Source organism: Dactylosporangium sp. NPDC048998 (genome assembly GCF_043197855.1).
In the GTDB taxonomy this organism is placed as follows: Bacteria; Actinomycetota; Actinomycetes; order Mycobacteriales; family Micromonosporaceae; genus Dactylosporangium.
The window spans coordinates 44,220-65,775 of the sequence record NZ_JBICTV010000002.1; the positions used below are offsets into that span (position 1 = coordinate 44,220).

General features: G+C 72.2%; 21 protein-coding genes. 9 read left to right on the forward strand and 12 right to left on the reverse strand.

Features of this window, described 5'->3' with window-relative positions:
* Positions 1 to 109 precede the first annotated feature (109 nt).
* The 7 genes from ACGFI8_RS04210 (at position 110) to fabG (ending at position 4,413) form a co-directional block, all read left to right on the forward strand.
* Positions 110 to 724 (forward strand): diguanylate cyclase domain-containing protein, encoded by a 615-nt coding sequence (locus tag ACGFI8_RS04210; protein WP_392799781.1) that lies wholly within the window; start codon positions 110 to 112, stop codon positions 722 to 724.
* Positions 725 to 757: 33 nt separating this feature from the next.
* Complete coding sequence (locus ACGFI8_RS04215; RefSeq protein ID WP_392799784.1) at positions 758 to 1,159, forward strand: EAL domain-containing protein; 402 nt, start codon at positions 758 to 760, stop codon at positions 1,157 to 1,159.
* Entirely contained in the window at positions 1,108 to 1,413 is a 306-nt protein-coding gene (locus ACGFI8_RS04220) for an EAL domain-containing protein (protein ID WP_392799786.1), read from the forward strand. The genes ACGFI8_RS04215 and ACGFI8_RS04220 overlap by 52 nt, the downstream gene beginning before the upstream one ends.
* Positions 1,414 to 1,547: 134 nt before the next feature.
* Positions 1,548 to 2,135 (forward strand): hypothetical protein, encoded by a 588-nt coding sequence (locus tag ACGFI8_RS04225; protein ID WP_392799789.1) that lies wholly within the window; start codon positions 1,548 to 1,550, stop codon positions 2,133 to 2,135.
* Entirely contained in the window at positions 2,132 to 2,539 is a 408-nt protein-coding gene (locus tag ACGFI8_RS04230; RefSeq protein WP_392799791.1) for a YybH family protein, read from the forward strand. Before ACGFI8_RS04225 ends, ACGFI8_RS04230 begins: the two co-directional genes overlap by 4 nt.
* 9 nt (positions 2,540 to 2,548) lie before the next feature.
* Positions 2,549 to 3,709, forward strand: a complete 1,161-nt coding sequence (locus tag ACGFI8_RS04235; protein ID WP_392799793.1) for a thiolase family protein — start codon at positions 2,549 to 2,551, stop codon at positions 3,707 to 3,709.
* Positions 3,710 to 3,714: 5 nt separating this feature from the next.
* Positions 3,715 to 4,413, forward strand: a complete 699-nt coding sequence (gene fabG / locus ACGFI8_RS04240; protein ID WP_392799796.1) for a 3-oxoacyl-ACP reductase FabG — start codon at positions 3,715 to 3,717, stop codon at positions 4,411 to 4,413.
* A 20-nt stretch (positions 4,414 to 4,433) separates the two neighbouring features.
* Here the strand turns inward: fabG and ACGFI8_RS04245 are convergent, their stop codons facing one another.
* The 3 genes from ACGFI8_RS04245 to ACGFI8_RS04255 form a co-directional block, all read right to left on the reverse strand.
* A complete protein-coding gene (locus ACGFI8_RS04245) occupies positions 4,434 to 6,953 on the reverse strand; it encodes an Hsp70 family protein (protein WP_392799799.1) in 2,520 nt (839 codons plus the stop codon).
* A 22-nt stretch (positions 6,954 to 6,975) separates the two neighbouring features.
* Complete coding sequence (locus ACGFI8_RS04250; protein WP_392799801.1) at positions 6,976 to 7,581, reverse strand: Dps family protein; 606 nt, start codon at positions 7,579 to 7,581, stop codon at positions 6,976 to 6,978.
* Positions 7,582 to 7,642: 61 nt separating this feature from the next.
* Positions 7,643 to 8,227, reverse strand: a complete 585-nt coding sequence (locus ACGFI8_RS04255; protein WP_392799804.1) for an HD domain-containing protein — start codon at positions 8,225 to 8,227, stop codon at positions 7,643 to 7,645.
* A gap of 93 nt (positions 8,228 to 8,320) precedes the next feature.
* Here ACGFI8_RS04255 and ACGFI8_RS04260 point away from each other — a divergent pair, with 93 nt between their 5' ends.
* Positions 8,321 to 9,559 (forward strand): vanadium-dependent haloperoxidase, encoded by a 1,239-nt coding sequence (locus ACGFI8_RS04260; protein ID WP_392799807.1) that lies wholly within the window; start codon positions 8,321 to 8,323, stop codon positions 9,557 to 9,559.
* 19 nt (positions 9,560 to 9,578) lie between these two features.
* Here the strand turns inward: ACGFI8_RS04260 and ACGFI8_RS04265 are convergent, their stop codons facing one another.
* Positions 9,579 to 10,394, reverse strand: a complete 816-nt coding sequence (locus tag ACGFI8_RS04265) for a TIGR02452 family protein (RefSeq protein ID WP_392799810.1) — start codon at positions 10,392 to 10,394, stop codon at positions 9,579 to 9,581.
* Positions 10,395 to 10,513: 119 nt separating this feature from the next.
* Here ACGFI8_RS04265 and ACGFI8_RS04270 point away from each other — a divergent pair, with 119 nt between their 5' ends.
* Positions 10,514 to 11,014, forward strand: coding sequence for a hypothetical protein (locus ACGFI8_RS04270; RefSeq protein ID WP_392799813.1), 501 nt, complete (start codon positions 10,514 to 10,516; stop codon positions 11,012 to 11,014).
* A 62-nt stretch (positions 11,015 to 11,076) separates the two neighbouring features.
* On the opposite strand, the gene ACGFI8_RS04275 is transcribed toward ACGFI8_RS04270, so the two are convergent.
* From ACGFI8_RS04275 to ACGFI8_RS04310, 8 genes are read right to left on the reverse strand one after another with little or no spacing between them, the layout of a single operon-like run.
* Positions 11,077 to 11,901, reverse strand: coding sequence for a sortase domain-bontaining protein (locus ACGFI8_RS04275; RefSeq protein ID WP_392799815.1), 825 nt, complete (start codon positions 11,899 to 11,901; stop codon positions 11,077 to 11,079).
* A complete protein-coding gene (locus ACGFI8_RS04280; protein ID WP_392799818.1) occupies positions 11,898 to 14,687 on the reverse strand; it encodes a hypothetical protein in 2,790 nt (929 codons plus the stop codon). The genes ACGFI8_RS04275 and ACGFI8_RS04280 overlap by 4 nt, the downstream gene beginning before the upstream one ends.
* Positions 14,684 to 16,405 (reverse strand): substrate-binding domain-containing protein, encoded by a 1,722-nt coding sequence (locus ACGFI8_RS04285; RefSeq protein ID WP_392799821.1) that lies wholly within the window; start codon positions 16,403 to 16,405, stop codon positions 14,684 to 14,686. Before ACGFI8_RS04285 ends, ACGFI8_RS04280 begins: the two co-directional genes overlap by 4 nt.
* A gap of 50 nt (positions 16,406 to 16,455) precedes the next feature.
* On the reverse strand, positions 16,456 to 17,586 hold the full coding sequence (gene pstA, locus ACGFI8_RS04290; RefSeq protein ID WP_392799824.1) for a phosphate ABC transporter permease PstA: 1,131 nt from the start codon (positions 17,584 to 17,586) through the stop codon (positions 16,456 to 16,458).
* A 26-nt stretch (positions 17,587 to 17,612) separates the two neighbouring features.
* Positions 17,613 to 18,635, reverse strand: a complete 1,023-nt coding sequence (pstC, locus tag ACGFI8_RS04295) for a phosphate ABC transporter permease subunit PstC (protein WP_392799827.1) — start codon at positions 18,633 to 18,635, stop codon at positions 17,613 to 17,615.
* The gene (locus ACGFI8_RS04300; protein WP_392799830.1) at positions 18,632 to 19,456 is read right to left on the reverse strand and encodes a phosphate ABC transporter ATP-binding protein; all 825 of its coding nucleotides are present in this window, start codon (positions 19,454 to 19,456) and stop codon (positions 18,632 to 18,634) included. Before ACGFI8_RS04300 ends, pstC begins: the two co-directional genes overlap by 4 nt.
* Positions 19,453 to 20,259: an LPXTG cell wall anchor domain-containing protein gene (locus tag ACGFI8_RS04305; protein ID WP_392799833.1), complete on the reverse strand. Its 807-nt coding sequence runs from the start codon at positions 20,257 to 20,259 to the stop codon at positions 19,453 to 19,455. Before ACGFI8_RS04305 ends, ACGFI8_RS04300 begins: the two co-directional genes overlap by 4 nt.
* Positions 20,256 to 21,458, reverse strand: coding sequence for a WxL protein peptidoglycan domain-containing protein (locus tag ACGFI8_RS04310; protein WP_392799835.1), 1,203 nt, complete (start codon positions 21,456 to 21,458; stop codon positions 20,256 to 20,258). Before ACGFI8_RS04310 ends, ACGFI8_RS04305 begins: the two co-directional genes overlap by 4 nt.
* Positions 21,459 to 21,556 lie beyond the last annotated feature (98 nt).

The window sequence follows — 21,556 nt, forward strand, 5'->3', positions numbered from 1 at the left end:
GCAACCCGGAGGACCCCCAGCCGCACCCGGGTTCTCGTTCAGAGTCCCTCAGCCCGACCGATCAGGGAGGTCGCAAGCCCGATCGTGAGCTGGAGGGAGGCGAACGGAGTTGCTCAAGAGCAAGCTCAGCGCCTGGTTCGCGATCTGGATGGCGCTGCTGACCGTGGCGTTCTACCGCTGGCCCCACATGCACATGCTGTGGTGGGGCGCGATCGGCCTGTCCAGCACCGTCGGCGTGGTCGTCGGCGTCCTCGTGCACCGGCCCAACCGCCGCTGGCCGTGGCTGCTGCTCGCCGCCGCGCTGGCCTGCTTCGGCCTCGGGGACTTCCTGTACAACGTCCTCACCGACGTGCTCGGCCTCGAAAACCCGTTCCCATCGTTCCCGGACGGGCTGTACCTGGCCATGTACCCGCTGGTCGCGGCCGGCCTGCTGCAGGCGGTCGCCCGGCGCATCAGCGGGGAGCTGTGCCCGACCGACACCGTCGCCCGCCTCGGCGGCGACGAATTCGCCGCGCTCATCGAGGCCGACTCGATGGCCGACCTCGAGCTCGCCGCCGGGCGGATCGTCATCGCGCTCGCCGAGCCCTTCGCGGTGGCCGGCGAGACGGTCAACGGCACCAGCAGCGTCGGACTGTCCACGACCGTCGACGCGGGCTCGGCCGAGGAGCTCATGCGCCAGGCCGACCTCGCGCTGTACGTCGCCAAGGGCGCCGGCAAGGAGTAGTGGCGGCGGTACCAGTCTGACCTGCACACGGCCGTGCTGGAGCGGCTGGAGCTGCGTACCGCGCTGGACCAGGCGGTCAAGGAGCACCAGTTCGTCCTGCATTACCAGCCGATCGTCGACCTGGAGACCGGCGTCCCGCTGGGCTTCGAGGCGCTCGTGCGCTGGAACCACCCGACCCGCGGCATGATCGCGCCCGGCCACTTCATCGAGGTGGCCGAGGAGAGCGGGCTCATCGTGCCGATGGGACGCATGGTGCTGCAGCAGGCGCTGGCCACCGCCGGCCGCTGGCAGCGCTCGTCCGCGCCCGGGGCGCTGCGGTACATGAGCGTCAACGTCTCGGCCCGGCAGTTCCGCACCCCGGCTTCGTCGAGGAGGTGCGGCAGATGCTGCACTCCTCGGGCGTCGACCTGCAGCACATGCCGATCGACGTGCTGAAGATCGACAAGTCGTTCATCGACGACATGCTCTCCTCGACGCAGCAGCGCGCGGTCGTGAAGGCGATCGTGCAGCTGGCCCAGACCTTCAACCTCTCGGTCGTGGCCGAGGGTGTCGAGGACCAGGAGCAGCGCGAGGCCCTGCACCAGATCGACTGCCCGTACGGGCAGGGCTACCTGTTCGCCCGCCCGCTGTCGGAGCCCGACGCGTTCGCACTCATCCCGAAGACCGCGCCGTTCGCCGCGATGGCGTAAGGAGACCTCACCAAGGAAGGCAATCACCACATGACCGTCCACCCCGCCGGGCCTCGGACGCCTCGGAGGGTTCGGATGCCTCGGAGGGTTCGGATGCCTCGGAGGGTTCGGTTTGGGAGGAGTTCAAGGCGGGCATGAGCCACGTCCGGGGCAACGTGTGGCTCTGGGGCACGTTCGTCGCGGCGACCTTCGCGTACCTGCTGTTCATCGGCCCGACCGAGGTGCTCCTGCCGTTCGTGGTCAAGAACGAGCTGCACGGCACTGCCGGGGACCTGGGCCTGGTGCTCGCCGGCGTCGGCGCCATCGCCGCCGCGGTCGTGGGCCAGCGCGGGGTACCGAGGGAGTACATGCGCTTCATCTACGTCACCTGGACGCTCGCCACGCTCGCCGTGGCGGGCTATGGCCTGGCCACCGCCTCGTGGCAGCTGGCGATCTCGTGCGCGCTGGTCAACGCCCTGGAGGCGGACGGAACGATCGCCTGGGCGACCGCCAAGCAGCGGCTCGTCCCGGGGGAGCTGATGGGCCGCGTGTCGTCGGTCGACTGGTTCATCTCGATCGCGCTCGTGCCGCTGAGCTACGCGATGGCCGCCCCGGTCGCACACGCGATCGGCGTGCGAAGCACCCTGATCGGCGCGGGCGTCCTCGGCGCGGCCGTGACGTTCGCGTTCCTGTACCTGCCGGGCATGCGCTCGCCGAGGCGACTGGTGACGGTGACGAGTTGAGTGACATCGTGGAGCTGGTGGACCGGCTGGGGCACGCGTTCCTGACCCGCGACCTGGAGGAGGCGCTCGCCTGCTTCGTGCCCGACGACGACATCACCTACGCCGGGTCCGAGGCCGGCGAGTCGGCAACGGGCCGCGAGGCCGTGCGGGAACTCCTGTCGGGCCTGTTCGCGCGCCCTTCGGCGTACACGTGGCAGGCCACCTCGGCAACGGTCCACACCCTGCCGGGCGCCGCGTTCGTGATCGCGGAGGCGGACGGCGCCGAGCACACCGCGGACGGGACGATCGAGCCGTTCCCGTACCGCATCACCGGCCTGCTGTCGCGCCGCTCGTCGGGCGCCTGGCTCTGGCGCGCGGTTCAGGGCTCCGAGCCGACGTCTCCGTGCAGCGACTTACAGTGTTAGTTTTAGGCCATGCGAACCGTGTACTTTGCCGCCGCGCGGCGCACGCCGATCGGGAAGCTGCGTGGCGCGCTCTCCCACGCGCGGCCCGACGACCTCGCGGCGGCCGTGGTCAGGGAGCTGGTCACCGGGATCGACCCGGCCCGCGTCGACGAGGTCTACTGGGGCGCGGCCAACCAGGCCGGCGAGGACAACCGCAACGTCGCCCGGATGGTGGTCCTGCTCGCCGGGCTGCCGGAGAGCGTGCCGGGGGCGACCGTCAACCGGCTGTGCGCGTCCGGGATGGAGGCGGTGACCGTCGCCGCCCGCACCATCGCCGCGGGCGAGGCCGACGTGGTCGTCGCGGGCGGGTCGGAGTCGATGAGCCGGGCGCCGTTCGTGCTGCCCCGCCCCGACGACGCGCTGCCCAACGCGATATCGATCGCCGACACGCGGCTCGGCTGGCGCCTGGTCAACCCGCGCATGCGCGAGCTGCACGGCCTGCTGAGCATGGGCGAGACGGCCGAGGAGGTTGCCGCGCGGTACGGCATCACCCGTGAGCGCCAGGACGCGTTCGCGCTGCGCAGCCACCGCAACGCCGACGCGGCGACGAAGAATGGGCACTTCGCCGGCGAGGTGCTGCCGATCGACGGGGTGAGCGCCGACGAGGGCATCCGGGCCGACACCAGCCTCGAGAAGCTCGCCAAGCTCAAGCCGGTGTTCCGCGACGGCGGCACGGTGACCGCCGGCAACTCCTCGCCGCTCAACGACGGCGCCGCCGGGCTGCTGCTGGTCAGCGAGGACGCGCTGCGCGAGTTCGGCTTGGAGCCGCTCGGGCGCTACGTCGCCGGCGCCTCGGCGGGCGTACACCCGGACGTGATGGGCATCGGCCCGGTGCCGGCGACCCGCAAGGCGCTCGAGCGCGCCGGCTGGAAGCTCGGCGACGTGCAGCAGGCCGAGCTCAACGAGGCGTTCGCCGCGCAGGTGCTCGCCTGCGCCGACCAGCTCGGGCTCGATCCGGAGATGATCAATCCGGACGGCGGGGCCATCGCGATGGGGCACCCGCTGGGCTGCTCGGGCGCGCGGATCCTCACCACGCTGCTGCACCGGATGCGGCGCACCGGGGACACGCGCGGCCTCGCGACCATGTGCGTGGGAGTGGGTCAGGGTTCAGCGGTACTGGTGGAAAGGTGACGAGCATGCGATTCGAGGGCAGGACGGCCGTGGTGACCGGCGCCGCACAGGGCATCGGCGCGGCCACCGCCAGGCTGCTGCGCGAGCAGGGCGCCGAGGTCGTGGTGCTCGACCTGCAGCCCGGCGAGGGCGTCGTGCAGTGCGACGTGACCGACAAGGGCCAGGTCGACGAGGTCTTCGCCGGGATCGGCCGGATCGACATCCTCGTCAACAACGCCGGGATCACCCGCGACAACCTGCTGTTCAAGATGCCGGTCGACGAGTGGAACGCGGTGCTCAACACCAACCTGACCAGCATGTTCCTGTGCTGCCAGGCGGCACAGCGGGTCATGGTCCCCGCGCGGTACGGCCGGATCGTCAACCTCAGCAGCCGCTCCGCGCTCGGCAACCGCGGCCAGGCCAACTACGCCGCCGCGAAGGCCGGCGTCCAGGGGCTCACCGCCACGCTCGCGATCGAGCTCGGACCGTACGGCATCACCGTCAACGCGGTCGCCCCCGGCTACATCGCCACGCCGATGACGGCCGCCACCGCCGCCCGCGTCGGCAGCACCGCCGAGGAGCACCAGACGCTGGCCGCCGAGCGCACGCCGCTGCGCCGGGTGGGGCAGCCGGAGGAGGTCGCCGCCGTGATCGCCTTCCTCGCCAGCGACGAGGCCTCCTACGTCTCCGGCCAGACGCTGTACGTCAACGGCGGCGCCCGCTGACGTACAGCCGCGACTGACCGCTACTTCAGGACCAGGTCGACCTCGGCGACATCGCCCGCCTGGCGGTCCTTGTGATCGCCGAGGTCGACCAGGCGCAGCTTGTAGGTGCCCGGCGCGTCCGCCTTCACCTGGAACGCCAGGTCGGTGCCGACGGCGACCTGACCGCCGTACAGCCCCTCGTTCGGCGCGGTGACCGGCCCCAGCTCGGTGCCGTCGACCGCCCCGAGCCGGAAGTGCTCCTCGCCGACGTACTCGCTGCTCTTGCCGGTGTACTGGATGTCGACCTTGCACATGACCACGCGATAGCCCTTCTTCGCCTGGCCGTTGTAGTCGAAGAAGCCGCCGCGCAGGTCGCACGTGGTGAAGGTGGCCGTGACGTCGTGGACGGTGACCTTCTTGTCCTTGACGAGGTTCACCGGCTCGTAGGCGACCACGTCGCCGCCGCCGAGCGGGATCTTCGGCTGCTCCCGGTCGCCGTCGCCGAAGATGAACTCGCCGGTGGAGATGCTCGCCTTGAGCGGGTCGTACACCGAGAAGTCCAGGTTGTAGTTGCTCTTCTGGCCGGCCGCGACCGACGTGGTCTCGCGGAACGAGCCGGTGTACTGCTGGCCGCCGACCGAGAAGACCATGGGAAAGTACGGCGTGTCGTTGCGTCGGCCGAGGTTCTCGACCACCACCTCGGCGGTGAGCTTCTTCGAGTCGGCCGTCGCGTCGTAGGTCAGCTTACCCACGGTGATCTTGTACTGGGTGTACCAGACCGACTTGTCCACCTGCACCGTTTGCTGGTCCGCGCCCGGCTTGGCGTTCTTCGTGTCGGCCGGCAGCGCGCCCGAGCCGGCGTCGCCGCCCGAGCCGCTGGTGCGCCCGGCGCTACCGCCGCCGGTACGCGGGTTACTCGGCTTGTTGTCGCTGACCGCTTTCCAGGCGGCGACGCCGCCGGCGCCGAGCAGCAGGACGAGGACCGCCACGACACCGACGAGCAGGGCGAGCTTGCCGCCGGAGCCACCGGAGCGCGGCGGCGGCACCGGCGGCCCGTACGGCGGCGGGGCCTGCGGCGTCACCGGGGCCGGCGGCGCGGCGCCGAACGCGGCCGTGACGTTCGGCGGACCGGAGCTCGGCGGCGCGCCGAACGCGGCTGTGACGTTCGGTGGGCCGGAGCTCGGCGGCGCGCTGTTCGGGGGGTTGCCGCCGAGCACAGGCGGCGACTGCGGGGTGGCCGCGGAGTGGAAGGCGGCCGGCGAGACGGGGCCGGGCACGGGCGCCGAGATGGGCGCGGTCGGCGGCATGCCCACGCCGGTGACCGGCATGCCCGAGACGGGCACTCCGGTCGGCGCCGAGACGGGCGCGTTCGACGGCGCGCCGCCCATGGCGGGCGGGGCCGGGATGCCGCCGGGCGCGGCGATCATCGGCGGGCGCGGCCCGACCGGCGGCGGCGTGGACGGGAACGGCGCCGGGCGGGACGGCATCGCGGCCAGCACGCTGCCGAGCGCGACGACGAGCTCCGGCTGCTCGATGAGCGTCGGCGCGACCCCGAGCCGCTGGTGCAGCAGGGTGCTCACCAGGGGGATGCGGCTGGAGCCGCCGACCAGGAACAGCCCGCCGATCTGGTCGACCCGCACGCCCGCGCGCTGCAGCGTGGTCACGGTCAGATCGACGGTGCGCTCCAGGTAGGAGCGGGACAGCTGCTCGAACTCCGAGCGCGTGACGTGCACGTCGGTCTCGAACAGCGGCAGGTGCACGCTCGCGGTGGAGCTGCGCGAAAGCTGCTCCTTCGCGGCCCGCACGTCCTCGCGCAGCAGGTGGCTGCGGCGACGGCCGGCGTCGTCGGCGGGCTCGACGAGCTGCCGCCAGCGCTCCGGGTCGCTCACCGTCATCGACTGCCCGAGGTGGCCGATGATCGCCGCGTCGAGGTCGACGCCGCCGACGTCGGGCAGGCCGTCGCTGGCCAGCACGTCCCAGCCGCCGTCGGGGCGGCGGCGCAGGATCGTCGTGTCGAACGTGCCACCGCCGAAGTCGTACACCACCAGGACGCCGCCGGGGGCGATGTTGCGCCCGAGGACCGTGGTGAAGTACGCGGCCGCCGCGATCGGCTCGGGCACCAGGATCGGCGCCGGCATGCCGGCCCGGGCCGCCGCGTCGGCCAGCACCGAGCGGCGGTGGGTCGCCCAGTTCGCCGGGTATGTCAGCACGGTGCGCACCGGCATGATCCCCAGCACCCGGGACGCCTCGTCGGCGGTGCGCCGCAGCACGGCCGCGAGCAGGTCGGACACGGCGTACTCGCGCTGGCCCAGCAGCACCGTGCCGTCGTCGACGCGGCGCTTCGGGTTGGGCTCGTAGCGGGACGGGTCGAGGCGCGCGCTGCGCTCGGCATCCCTGCCGACGAGCAAGTGCCCGTCGACCTCGGCGTAGACCGACGACGGCAGCAGGAAGCTGGCGTCGAACAGCAGCGGCTGGCTGCGACCGTCGGCGGCGGTCAGCGCGGCGACCGTGTGGGTGGTGCCAAGGTCGACGCCCAGCTGCGACTCGATATGCCTCGTCACGCCGACACCGTAGCGCCTCCGTTCAACGGCGGCCGTTGCTGGCTGCCCTTACCTCCTCCTCGGTGCGGACCAGCGGGGTGTCCACGAGGTGCTCGGCGAGGAACCACGCCTCCAGCTCGCCGGTGCGGATCACCTCGGAGACCAGCAGGTCGTTGGTGCCGTCGTCGCCGTTGTCCTGCACCCTGGCGGCGGCGTCGTGGCAATCCTGCAGGATCATCTCGTGGGCTTCCAGCAGGCGGGAGAGCATGGCGGGCACCTCCTCCGCCCCGTCCGGCGGCCGCGGCACGCGGGTCAGCTCGGCGACGTGGCGCGGGTCCCCCACCGCGATGCCGCCCAGCGTCTGCACCCGCTCGGCCACCGCGTCGACGAGCTCCAACTGCTCCCCCGCGTGCTTGTCGAGCAGCAGGTGCAGCTGGTAGAAGGTCGGGCCGCGCATCAACCAGTGATGCTTCTTGTACAGCGCATAGAGGATCTGGGTGTCGGCGAGCACCTGGTTGAGCCGCTCGCAGGAGTACATGCGGGCTTCGGCCGACAGCGCGACCGGAAACTGCCGGATCGCGCCGAAATGCTGAATCTCGTGGCCCTGCTGATGCAGCCAAGGCTGGCTGCCCTTCTTCTTCCCTGGCATGCGCGGCCACTGCCCGCCGAGCGCCGCTCAACCCTCACCCGGCGCGGTGACACTGCGCCCCTCACCCGGGCCGGTCTGGCTCCAGATCGGCGTGCGCGGCCTGCCAGTCGCGGTACCACGCCTCGAACCACGGCCGCCCGGCCGCGAGGGGCACGATGGTGGCCACGGTCTCGCGGAAATAAGAAGCGCGCTTGGCCGGGCGCGGGTGCGTGCGCAGCCGCTGGACGTTGCTGACCCGATCGGCGAGCTTCACCGCGATCGCCGCGTCGGGCGCGTCCCGCAGCCGCGCCAAGTAGGCGTCCCGGTCGCCGGTCTTGGTCACCCAGCCGACCAGCTCCGCGACCCGGTCGCCGAAGCGCTCCCGCACCTCGCCGACGGTGGTCGGGGTGTCCTCGACCACGTCGTGCAGCACCGCGGCGCGCAGCGTGTCGGGGTCGCGCTCGCCGGCCCCGTCAACGAGCACCTCCAGGGCCTCGAGCAGGTGCTCGAGGTAGGGCTCCCCGGCCGGGCGCCGCTGGTCTCCGTGGCGCTCGACGGCGAACGCGACGGCGTCGTCGAGCGCGGCGAGCGTGCCGGTGTCGAGCCGGTCGGCGAACCGCTCGCGCAGCACCGCCCAGCCCACCGAACCGTCAAACGTGCGCGGCACCGCCGGCTCCTCCCTGCGGATCGAAGTACGTGCGCCGATCGTACGCGGCCTTTCCCATTGATCCGATCTGAAATATCTACTAGCGTTCGCGGCGTGCAGCCATCGAAGCTCATGTCTCGCCGTACCGTGCTCGCCGCCGCCGGCGCGGGCGCCCTCGCGGCCCTGGCCGCCCCGTCCGGCGTCGCCGGTGCCGCCGCGCCCCGGTTGGACCCGGTGCTCGAGTGGTACGACCTCACGGCCTCGACCATCGGCGTCATCACCGGCCCCCAGCAGGTCACCAGCACCCGCGCCTGGGCGGTGGCCTGGATCGCCGCGTGGCGGGCGGTCGCCGCGACCCGCTCGGAGCTGGCCCTCGCCGGCGCCGTACACGAGGCGCTGGCGACCCTGTACCCGGCCGCCGCGCCGGCCCTGGACGCCGCGCTCGCCGCGGCCGTCGCGCGCACCGGCGGCCGCCACGCCGGCCGGGCGGTCGCCGCCGGCGCCGAGGCCGCCCGGGCGGTGCTGGCCGAGCGGGCCGGCGACGGGCTCGACCTCGCCTCGGTGAACCGGCCGTTCACCCCGCCGCCCGCCGCGCCCGGGGTGTGGCAGCCGACGCCGCCCGCGTTCGCCGCGGCGGTGCAGTCCGGCCAGGGCGACGGCCGGCCGTTCCTGGTGCGCGACGTGGAGCCGCTGCTGCCGGGCCCGCCGCCGGCCCTGGACAGCGCGGTGTACCTGCGGGACCTGGCCGAGTCGCGGACCGTCGGCGCGGTGGACAGCGCCGTCCGAACGCCGGCGCAGACCGCGGTCGCGCGGTTCTGGTCGCAGACGTCGCTCAACGGCTTCACCGGGGCGCTGCGCACGACGCTCGCGCCGCACGGGTCACACGCCGCGGACCGGCGCCCGCTCGAGCGGCGCATCGGGCTCGTCGCGCTGTTCCACGCCGCGACGATCGACGCACAGATCACGACCTACCGCGCGAAGTACCGCTACCTGTTCTGGCGCCCGGTGACCGCGATCCGCACCGGCGCGGTCTCGCCCGACCCGGCGTGGACGCCGCTCATCGCGACGCCGGCGCATCCGGAGTACCCCAGCGGCCACACCACCTACGCGGCCGCGGCGCAGACCGTGCTGGACACGCTGGCCGGCCCGCCGCGGGCGCCGTTCACGCTGACGAGCGCGGCCGCCGCCGACGTGACGCTACGGTACTCGGCCTGGTCGGAGCTCACCCGCGACAACGTCGACGCGCGCGTCTGGGAGGGCGTGCACTTCCGCCACACCGACGAGATCGGCGCCGCCGTCGGCCGCCAGGCCGCCCTGACCGCGCTGTCCCGCTGGCACGGCCGTCCCATCTGATGGAGTCGCGGTCGCCGCCTCAGAGCCCGGCGGGCGCCGCCGGGAAGGCCGCGGTGAACGCCTCGTGGACCGGGGTCCGGGGCAGGCGGTCGTAGATCGCGAAGACCACCCGGTCGAAGCAGGGCACCTCACGCAGCGCCTCGGCGAAGGCCCGGGCCACCTCGGCGGGCACGTTGCGGAAGACGCCGCAGCCCCACGCGCCCAGGACCAGGGTGCGGTGGCCGTGGGCGGCCGCGACCCGCAGCACCCGGGCGGCCCGGGCGCGCAGCACGGCGGGCACCTCGCCGGCGTCGGCGGGCTGGTTGCGCAGGATCGCGCCGAGGTTGGGGGCCGCGGCGGTCAGGAACGAGGTGCGGTACGGCGAGTCGAGCAGCCGTCCCTTGTCGTCGCGGAAGACGGGCACGCCCGGCGAGTAGATGACCCGGTCGCTGTAGCGCAGGTCGCGCTGACCCCGGTGGAAGTCGTAGAACGCGGGTGCGGTGCGCTGGCAGGCGTACAAGGCCGACGCGCGCGCCAGGCCCTCCTCCTGCGCCTGCGCGCCGCCGAGGAAGCCGCCGCCGGGATTCTTGGCCGAGGCGAAGACGAGCGTCGCGGCGTCCTCGGCGGCGCGGCGGGCGGCCGCGAGCGTCGACTCGCGGGTCACCTCGATCGCGGGCGGTCCGGCGGCGGGGCGGCCGGCGGGGAGCTCGTCGTGCGGCTCGTACAGGCGGGTGCCCGCCATCGCCTCCGCCACCGCGGCGGCGATGGAGACCGGCGCGCCGGCCGCGTCGGCGTATTCGCCACGCTCGGCGATCGCCACGGTCTGGCGGGCGATCTCCCGCAGCCGGCCACTCACGCGGGCCACCGTAACAGCGCAAGATGCCCTGCTGGAATCGATATTCGCGGCCGCGGCCAGCCGCAGTCGCTGCCCGAAGCGCGCGAGCCCGGATCGACCAGCGTGCAAGAATGCGGCTCATGGCCGCCCAGGAGCCCGAACCGCACGTGCTGGTGTCGTGGTCGCAGTACGTGGCCGCGGTGCGCGGCTCGGTGTCGGACCGCTACGCGCGGTTCTACGCGCCGCTCGCCCTCGGCATGCTCGCGCTCGCCTTCGCACCGCTCTTCGACCGGGTCGTGGTGCTCGACGCCTCCGGCGCGGAGCGGTACCGCGCCGACTACGGCACCGTGTTCGAGATGGCCGGCCGCCCGGGCGGCGGGCCTGCGCAGATCGGCGTCGTGCTGCTCGCCGCGCTCGTCGCCTGCCTGACGGTCGCGGCGTTCCGGGTGCGCGGCCCGGTGCTGCCCGGCGCGTCGGCGGCCCTGGCCGCGGTCGTCGCGCTGATGCTCATCACGAAGCCCGGCACCGGCAGCCCGGCGCCGCACCTGACCGGCTTCGGCGCGGCCGGGCTCGCGCTGGCGCTGTGCGCCGTGGTGCTCGGGGTCGCCCACGCGGTACACATGGCGCTGCTGCCCAAATAGCCCAAATAGATGGAACCGATGGCCGCCGCGCGCCGACGGCGGCCATCGTTTTACACGGCCACTTAGATGAGGTTGGGCAGGAGCTGGCCCAGGGCGTCGGTCACGCCCCAGATCGTGGCCAGGATCGCCGGCACGCCGACGATCCACGTCTGCAGGGCGCCCCAGCGCCGGGCGGCCCACGTGCCGCCGAACGCCGCCGCGGCCAGCAGCTGCAGCCACAGCACCAGGGGTACCAGGGCGTCGGGGTTGGCCTGCATCGCCTTCTCGCGGACGTCGATCATCGAGGGGCGGCCGGGCGGGCCGAGTTTGGGATCGCCCTTCAGCACCGAGTCCACGTACACCACCCGGTCCGTCGCCCAGCCCGTGCGCCAGCCCTGGCCCTCGGCCGTGGCCAGGATCAGGCGGCTGCCGCCCTTCTGCAGGGGCGCCGGGGTCGGGTCGTTGGCGTGGCGAATCCGTTGTACCTCGTAGTCGAACTCGCCCAGGCCCGTGGTGACGGTGAAGTGGTCGCCGGGGGCCAGGGCGGTGAGGTCGCCGAACGGGGCGCCGTACGCGGCGGCGTGGCCGTAGACGACGCTCGTGCCGGGCTGGCCGGGCAGCGGCGTGTCGCGGCGGTGGCCGGGGGCCGAGCGCATCACGTCGCCGTCGGTGCCCTCGACGATCACCTGGCTCATGCCGATGGCCGGGGCCACGATCAGGGCGACCGGCGTGCCGGGGTCGATCGGGCCGCCCAGCGGGGCCTCCGCCGAGGACAGCTTCTGGCGCAGCTCGTTGTACAGCTCGCGCTGGTCGTGCTCCTGCCGCAGGGCGCTGGCGCCCAGCAGGTAGGTGAGCAGCCAGGCGCAGAGGACGGCCAGGGTGAGCAGGCCGCGGGAGAGCACCTTCATCGCAGACTCCGTCGCCAGTCGTTGAAGCCGGTGATCATGCGCATGATCGAGCCCGCGCATCCGGCGCACAGGCCGACCAGCAGGATCATCGGCAGGCCCCACGAGGCCAGGACCGAGGAGAGCAGCGCGGTCGTGCCGACCGGCTGGGCCACCGGCGGGGCCGACGGGCTCGCCGACGCGCTCGGGGCGGCCGACGGGCGGGTGCCGGGGTTGGGCACCGTCGTGCCGCCGCCCGAACCGGAACCGGAGCCGCCGCCGTTGGAGCCGCCGTTCGAGCCGCCGGGGTTGCTCGGGGTGGGGGTGTTCTCCGGTATCACCTTCGGCACCTCGCCCTGCTGGTGCGCCACGGCGTCGGCGGCCTTCAGCGTGTACTGCACGTAGTCGCCGAACCCGTTCGCCGCGGTCAGGGGCAGGTAGCCGGGCGGGAGCTGCCCGTTCTCGGTGCCCTGGACCTGCCCGTCGCCGACGGCGAAGCGCAGCAGCTGCGCCAGCCGGCTCGGGTCTTCGCCGGGCACGTCGCTGGTCGCGACCGCGGCGTAGACGGGCAGCGTGCCCGGGTAGGCGGCGGCGCCCGCCGGGGTGCGCATGGTGTCGTACGGCATGATCCAGGCGTTGGCCTTGGCGTCCGCCTTGGCCAGCTTCATCGCGGCCTTGAGAGACTCGTCGCTGGGGCCGGCGAACGTGCGGCCCGTGGTGTCGGTGAACTTCGCCGACTTGCCCACGGTCGACGTCGTCTGCAGGGCCGCCATGTTGAGCTGGTAGTACTGCGCCTGCGCCAGCGAGGTGATGCCGAGCACGAACCGGTCGCCGCGGCGCTGCCGCCCGTACGGGCTGAGGTTCGCGTTCACGGGCGTGTTGCTGGTGTCGTAGAGGACGTTGCACCGGATGCGCGCGTTGGACTGGCCGAACTGCAGCCGGTCCACCGTCTGCATCATCGTGGTTACCGGCGAGGCGAGCAGCGGGCCGTACGGCTGCTTCGGGAACTGCTTGATGAACTCCTCGGGCAGGCCGCAGGCGCTGTACGGCGTGAAGCTCGGGTCGGTGAACGTGTCCAGCAGCGGCCAGAACTCCTGCGGCAGCTCGATGCCCTTGTAGCCGGGGTTCACCATCATGCCCCACGGGTCGGGCTCGCCGTTGAGGAACGCGCGGGCGTCGGGGTCGGCGTTGAGGTACGACGTCAGCGCCCACATCACGTCGGAGTTGCCGGACAGCGCGATGAGGGCGCTGGCCGACAGCGCCTCGTAGAGCGAGTCGCCGACGTCCGGGTTGAGCGCCTTGAACTCGGGGTCGACCGAGATGAAGGTCGGGTTGTTCGCCATCACGCGGTACGGATGGTCCTTCGGCAGCTTCTTTTCGGCCTTGAACAGCTCCGTCAGGTCGGGCCGCCCGGGGTAGGACTCGCTGAGCAGCTTCGCGATGAGCCGCGGGTTGAGCTTGAGGCTCTTGTACTCGTTGTGGTTCTTGTCGTCCATCACGTAGCTGATGGCGAAGCCGGTGACGGCTATCGGCGCGTTGACCACGGGTCTGTCGTAACCGTCGTCCGGTGGCCGGCTGACGAGCGCCGCACTGATCTTGCCGTCGCCGAGGTTGCTCTTGGCCAACGGCTCGCCCATCTGCACCTGGCGGAACTTGAACCGCGACGGGTCGGAGCAGAACACGGGAGCCCACTGGGTGGTGGCCTCCTGCATGAGCTCGGAGCCGAAGAGCTCCACCGGCAGCCGGGTGTCGCCGATGTCGCAGATGTTCGCCGCGCTGCCGAAGCCGAGCTTGACGCTGAAGTGGTTCTTCCAGATCGACGGGCTCCACCAGTCGGCCGCGGTCACGGCGGTGTCGACCTGGAAGCGTTGGATGGGCGAGGGCAGGAACTCGTTGACCTCGTGCTGGCCGGTCGCGCGGCAGGCCGCCTGGACGTCGTTGGACTGCCACCCGGGGGCGGGCCGGTCGTTGGCGGGCATGTCGGCGTAAGTCTCGTCGCAGCTCATGCCCATGATCGGCAGGATCACGAGCGAGCACGAGACCGTCGCCGAGCAGCCGAGCGAGGCGTTCTCCAGCCCGGTCCAGACGACGAACTTGGCGCTGCCGTTGCCGTCCTTGTCGGTGCTGGCGTACGTCGTGTTCCCCGGCGGCGCGGCCTTGTCCTCGACGTTGACCATGTCCGGCGCGAGCACCTTGCCGCAGACGTCGGTCTTGTCGTAGCTGGTCAGCGGCCGATAGACGGTGCCGTCCGAGGCCACGAACGGCTCGTAGTGCGCCACCTGGTCGACCGGGCCGGGGCAGTCGGCCGGCGCCGGGTCGGGGAAGCCGACCACCTGCTTGCGCTGGGCCGCGGTCGCGTCGCGGTCCAGCCGCCACGGCGGGAACATGTACGGGATGTTGTAGCTGTCCTTGCGCTGGTCGAAGCCTTGCGTCCAGCACCTGCTCGGGTTGAGCGTGCCGCTCTGCTCGTCGCCCCAGCACTGCATGATCATGACCGGGTATTCCTGGTAGAGCGCGTCGGCCGCGTTCTGGTTGTCGACCACCCCGAGGCTGGGGTGGGCGCCGCTCCACTTGACCTCGATCTGCTGCCGGGCCTTGAGCCGGTCGACCTGGCTCACCTGCACGGTCACGGTGCGGGTGTCGGCGACGGTCTCGGTCCGGTTCGCGTTGAAATGGCTGCGGACGAACGTCTTGGTCTGGCTGTACGCCGGGTTGTCGGCGCTCGCCGCCGGCGCGCTGAACGTGGCCGCGGGCAGCAGCAGCGCCAGGATCAGCAGGGTCAGCGCCGCGGCGCGGCGGCGGCGGTTCACCGCTCGTCCTTGCGGGCCGTGAGGCGGCGGGCGAACAGCGCCGGTACGAACAGCACGAGCAGCAGCAGGCCGGCCGCGACCGGCCCGAGCACGGAGGCGTACCGGTTGGCGCGGAAGGCGGCGAGGTCGGTCGGCGTGCCGATCGCGTTGGCGTCGCTGACGTTCCCGCCGCTGCCGCCGCTGCCACCACTGCCACCGTTACCGCCGCCGCCGATCACCTCGCCCGTGTCCGGGTCGACCTGCGTGCCGCCGTCGGTCCCGCCGTTCGTGCCGCCGCTGCCGTCGGTCCCGCCGTTCGTGCCGCCGCCGTTCGTGCCGCCGTTGCCGCCGCCGTTGCCGTTCCCGTTGCCGTTGCCATTGCCGTTGCCGCCGTTGTTCGAGCCGCCGTTGTTGGACCCCTTCGGCGGGCACGGGCCGGCGCCGATCTTGTCGCAGGGCTGCGGCATCGGCGCGATCTCCGCCAGGTGGTTGCGGTTGAGGTCGCCGGGCACGAACGTCGGGTTGTTGCAACTGGTGACCGGCTGGTCCCGCAGCTCCACCCCCGGGTCGGCCGTCTTGAGCTTCTTGACCTGCTCGAAGCCCGCCTGCACCAGGTTGAGCGGCAGCGGCGAGTAGCCCTTGGTGCCGATGCTCTGCTGGCCGGCGCAGATGGAGTAGCTCACGAAGTCGGCGAGGGTCTGGCGCTTCGCCGTGGTCAGGCGCTTCTCCGCCTTGTCGGTGGCGGCGGCGGTCGGCAGGATCATGTACGAGTACGACGACAGCGGGTACGTGCGCGCGTCGTTCTTGGTGTAGACGTCGTCGAGGTTCTGGATCAGGTACTCCGACGAGTTCGGATCGGTGTTGATCTTCGCCGAGGTCAGCGACACGGCGACGTTGTACTCCGTGGGCTCGGTGAAGTAGCCGGCCGAGTTGCCGATCTTGGCGACCGGGTAGTTGATGTTCAGCGCGTAGGAGTACTCGTCGTAGCCGATGGAGCCGTTGCCGGCCTTCGACACGATGAAGTTCATGACGCCGTCGGAGCCGGTCTGCGGCACGGCGTTGCCGTGGTGCGGGTAGTACTCGGTCGGCACGTTCTTGCCGGCGAAGCTGCCCCAGATGCTCGGGTGCTGCTTCACGAGGTACCGCGTGAACTGGGCGGTGGAGCCGGAGCCCTCGGCGTGCAGCACCGGGATGATCGGCAGCGACGGCAGCTTGCGCCCGTTGTTGTCCGCGGTGATCTGCGGGTCGTTCCAGTTCGTGATCTGGTTGGTGAAGATCTTCGCGAGCGTCTCCCCGGACAGCCGCAGGTCGCGCACGAGCTTGCCACCGACCTCGACGTGGTACGGGAACGAGGTGCCACCGGCGACGAGCGGCAGGTACGCGTACGGCCGGCCCTTCGGGGTGTCGTCCTCGCCGGTCAGCGGGTCCGAGCCCTGGAACGGGATGTCGGTGATCGCGAAGTCGTTGGTCTGGTACGCGAAGTCCTTGCGGCCGCTCGCCGAGCCCAGCGCGGTGAACACGACCTGGAGGCCCTGCGGCGTCACGTCGCTGATCCACTGGGCGAGCGCGTTGGAGCTCCACGACGATCCGGTGCCCTCGATGCGGACGTGGGCCGCGGCGGCGACCGGCCGTCCCGTGGCCACCAGCAGCAACGCCACGACGGCACTGAACACGGCCGCGCGCCGCACGGCCGAGCCGGCACGCCTTCCGGGCCGGAAGGCGGGGATGGTGGGCTTCATGCTGATCTTCCTCGCAAAATCGGGATGGTCCGGCATCGTCATGACAGGGGCTAGCGGCGGCCGACCCGCGGCCTGGCGAGCCAGCGGGTGATCGCGAACAGCAGCAGCACGAGCACGAGCAGCACCACCGCGGCGCCGAAGCCCCGGGTGATGTTGTTCGGCTGGCCGCTGCGCACCGCCGCGAAGATGTACAGCGGCAGGGAGTTCATCGTGTAGTGGAAGGGGTCCCAGTTCAGGAACGTCGAGGCGCCGGAGGTGAGCAGGACCGGTGCCGTCTCGCCGACGCCGCGGGCGATCGCCAGGATCAGCGCGGTGGCCAGGCCCGGGCGGGCGGTCGGCAGGACGACCCGGCGGACCACCTGCCACTGCGACGCGCCGAGCGCCAGGCCGGCCTCGCGCAGGCCGCCCGGCACGACCCGCAGCACCACGTCGGCGGCGCGGGCGATGATCGGCACCATCGTCACCGAGATCGCCAGCCCGGCCGCGAAGCCGCTCTTGGGGAAATTGAACGCCACGATGAGCGTCGTGTAGATGAACAGGCCGGCGAGGATGTCCGGCACGGCGGTCATCGCCTCGACCAACGTGCGCACGATCCGGGAGAACCGGCCGCCCACCTCCGTCATGTAGACGGCGGTCGCGACGCCCAGCGGCAGCGAGATGACCACGGCGATGCCGACCTCGATGAACGAGCCGACGATCGCGTGCAGGATGCCGCCCTGCTCCAGCGGCGCGTCGCCGGGAACGCCGGCCATGTCCTTGGTGTAGAAGTTCACGTGCGGCAGGGCCGGCGCGCCCCGGTACAGCGTGTAGAACAAGGTCAGGGCCAGGCTCAGGCCGACGAGCCCGGCGCCGGCGTGCAGCGCGGCCGACGCGACCCGGTCGGCGACCACGGGGCGCGGGTTGCCGACCGCCGTGACGACGGCGTAGAGCACGACGAAGGCCAGGTACCAGCAGATGAGGAAGCCGGTGAGGCCGGACAGCAGCAGCACCTGCGTGTAGAACAGCCAGGCCAGGGCGAGCGAGCCGGTCGCGGCGCCGATGACGCTGGCCCGGTCGTCGATGGTCTTGCTCTGCAGCTTCCGCGGCACGTCCGGCGGGAGCGCCGGCGCCGGCGCCGGCGGGCTCACCCGCGGCGCCGGGTCCGGGCCCGGCCCCGGGTCCGTCGATTGGTTCTGTGGCATGACGGCCGTCATGGCGCTCCCCCGGCTCAGATCTCGGTCGCCGCGCCGCTGCGGCTGCGGCTGACGATGACGGCGGCGATCGTGTTGACGATCACGGTGATAACGAACAGCACGAACCCGGCCGTGAGCAGCGCCGACAACTGGACCGCGGTGGCCTCGCCGAACCGGTTGGCGATCAGCGAGGAGACGGTGATGCCGCCGTTCTCCAGGATTCGCGCCTTGAGGTCGAAGATCGGGGCGATGATGAGCAGCACCGCCACGGTCTCGCCGAGCGCCCGGCCCAGGCTGAGCATCGTGCCGCCGATGATGCCGCCGCGGCCGAACGGCAGCACGACGGCGCGGACCATGCCCCACCGGGTCGCGCCCAGGGCCAGCGCCGCCTCGCGCTCGCCCATGGGGGCCTGCGAGAAGACCTCGCGCATGACCGAGCAGCCGATCGGGATCGCCATCATCGCCACGCACACCCCGGCGATGAAGATGGAGCCGGTGTACCGCGCCTGCGCCCACATCGGCGCGTCGGGGTCCGTGTTCACCTCGAACAGCGGGATGAACCCGAAGTTCTGGTGGATCCAGTGCGCGACGTCGAGCAGGTAGGGCTGCAGCATGAACAGGCCCCAGAGCCCGTAGACGATGCTGGGCACCGCCGCCATGAGATCGACGAGGGCCACGAGCGCGCCGCGCAGCTTCGCCGGGGCGTACTCGCTGATGTAGAGGGCGCTCGTCAGCGCCAGCGGGAAGGCCACGATCAGGGCCACCGCGGCGACGAGAAACGTGCCGAGCAGGACCTCGGACATGCCGACCTGGTCGCGCTGGGGCTGCCACTCGTTCTCGACGAAGAAGTGCCAGCCGTACCGGCGCAGGGTCGGCACCGCCGAGATGGCGAGCATGAACCCGATCGCGCCGAAGATCACGAGCACGAACGCGCCGATGCCGGTGCTGCCGGTGCGGAAGATCCGGTCGGCGAGCGCCGGCCGGCTGACGAGCCGGCGCGGCACGTCCGCCGCGTCCGGCCCGCTGTGGAGGTCCTCGATTGCCTGCGGGTCGCTCATCCGAACCTGCCGTGCACGTAGTCGGCGGTGCGCGGGTCCTGCGGGTTGCCGAACATCTCGTCGGTCGGGCCGTGCTCGACGATGACGCCGGGCTGGCCCTGCTCGGCCAGGAAGAACGCGCACTGGTCGGAGACCCGGTTGGCCTGCTGCATGTTGTGCGTGACGATGATGATCGTGACCTCGGCGGCGAGCTCCGCGATGGTCTCCTCGATGACCCTCGTCGAGGTCGGGTCCAGCGCCGAGCAGGGCTCGTCCATGAGCAGCACCCGCGGGCGTACGGCGAGCGACCGGGCGATGCACAGCCGCTGCTGCTGGCCGCCGGAGAGCGCGCCGCCGGGCTGGTGCAGCCGGTCCGCGACCTCGCGCCACAGGCCGGCCTTGACCAGGCACTCCTCGACGAGGTCGTCCTTCTCGGCGCGGCGGACCCGCTTGCCGGTGAGCTTGAGCCCGGCGACGACGTTGTCGTAGATGCTCATCGTCGGGAACGGGTTGGGCTTCTGGAACACCATGCCGATGTCCTGGCGGGCCTCGGTGATGCGCCGGCCGGCCGCGTAGATGTCCTCGCCGTCGAGCAGCACCTCGCCCGCGAGCTGCGCCGAGGGCACCAGCTCGTGCATCCGGTTGAGGATGCGCAGGAACGTCGACTTGCCGCAGCCGGACGGGCCGATCAGCGCGGTGACCTGCCCGGCTTGCATGGTCAGCGACACCCGGTCGAGCACCTTGCGCGTGCCGAACCAGGCCGAGATGTATTTGGCGTCGAGCGTGGCCGGCGGCGGCACGTCCGCGTACGGCACCTCGGCGAATTGGACCGTCTGGGTCATGACCGACTCCCGATGCGGGCGTTGCGCCGGCGGGCGGCGACGAGCACTGCGGCGCCGAGCGCCACGAGGCCGATGCCGACGCCGACGATGAACAGGATGTTGAGGCCGGTCCGGGGCAGGTCGCCGCCGCCGGGCGGGCCGGTCGGCGTGGTCGACGGCATGGGGCTGCCGCTCACGTTGACCATGATCGGTACCCCCTCGTCGCGGGCCGGCGCGCCGAGCGCCAGCCGGAGGCCGTCCGCGGGGCGGGGTCTCGCGGCGGCGTCGGACCGGGCGCTGAGCAGCGTCCAGGTGTCGCCCTCGACCTTCAGGTCCGCGGTGGCGTACGAGCTGTTCAGCGTCGGCTCGTTGGGCACGCCGAGGTAGATCCGCAGCTGGACGAGGCCGTTCCAGCGGGTGGGGTACTGCTTGATGAACTCCCCCAGCGAGAACCCCTGCTCCGGCGCCTCCACGGTCGGGTGGGCGGCATCGGAGTAGGCGTTCGCGCCGGTCAGGAACGTGCCCGCCCACAGCTCCGGGCTGACGTTCTCGCGCGGCTGGTAGGCCAGCAGGGTCGCCTTGCGCCCCTCCCCGTCGTACGGGGCGGGCGCGGCGGCCTGGCTGACGGCCTTGGCCACGAACGGCTTGTCGGACAGCTTGCCGGACGTCTTGGCCTTGCCGTCGGCGCCGTAGAGCACGATCGCGCCGGTGGAGCGCTCGTCGTGGTAGGGCACGCGCTCCTCCTTCTTGCCGCACGCGGTCAGCAGGGCGAGGGCGGCGGCGACGGCCAGCAGGGCCGCGCCGGTCGGGATACGGCGGCTCATTTGGCGGCTCCGGCGCTCGCTCCGGCCTTGTCGGCCGCGCCGACAGTGGGCTTGCTGACAGCGGACTTGCTGGCGGGAGACTTGCTGACGGAGGGCATGTCGCGGACGGTCCGCGCGGGCCGCTTGGGGCCGCCGGCGCTCGGCCGGGGCGGGGTCGGCGGGGTCGGCTTCTTGGGGTCGCCACCCTTGCCCTTGCCCTTGCCGGGGCGCGGCCGGCCGAAGCGCAGGCCGATGAGCACGGCCAGGCCGATGAGCACGGCCACGATCACGAGCGTCAGCAGCCACGGCACGGCCCAGATGGTCACCGACGTCTTGGTCGTCGCGATCTGCTGGCCGACGGGCTGCGCCGGGTCCGGGTAGGGCTCGAGCTCGACGTTGGCGTCGATCGGACCGGCCGGGAAGACGCCGTCGACGTGCGCGGTGTACGTCACGCGCTGGCCGGGCAGCAGCTCGGCGAGGTCCTTGCGGGCCTCGCCGCCCAGGCGGGTGCCGAAGATCGCGGAGGTCACGGTGATCCGGGCGTGGCTCGACAGCCGGATGTTGCCGGTGTTGACGACCGTGTAGGTGACGTCGACGCCGCCCTTGCCGATCGGGTTGCCGACGCCGTTGTACGTCGCCAGGACCTTCTGCGCCTCGAGCGTGGGACGCAGCAGCCCGGCGATCCTGAGGTACAACCGGACCGCCACGCGGGTGTCCAGCTTCACGTCGGTGCCGTTGGTGGCCAGGGAGACCACGACGCCGCCGGCGTGGTCCCCCGGCGTGGCGGTCTCCGGCACGTCGATGAGGAACGGCACCGAGATGCTGGCGCCGGCGTCGATGTCGACGGTCTGGCTCGGGAACTTCATCCACGAGCCGATATCGGTCGGCTTCGTCGCGGCGGGAAGCAGGTCGAACGCGCCGGTGTCCGTGTTGAACGCGTCGGTGCCGTAGACGACGAACGAGGCGCGGACCTTGCTGGAATTGGTGATCAGCACATGCTCCTCGACCTTGCCACCCAGGGCGCCCTGCAGCGTGTAGTGCGTGCGCTTGTCGGGCAGGCCGTCGGCGGTCGCGGGCCGCACGGACCACGCGCGATTGCCGTCGTCGGGCTCAGCGCCCGCGGGGGCGCCAGCCAGCAGCAGCGCAGCCACGACCGCGAACGCCGTCGCGAACAGGCTGGCCAGACGGAGGTACGGCTGGCTCGTGCGGGCTGATTTCATGATGGTTCCGTTCCGGCGCTGGCGAGATGGGACCGTAGATGCTGGGAGCCAGGCCGACCGGGGGGACCGGTCGACCTGGCACTTTGTGGTGCTGTCGC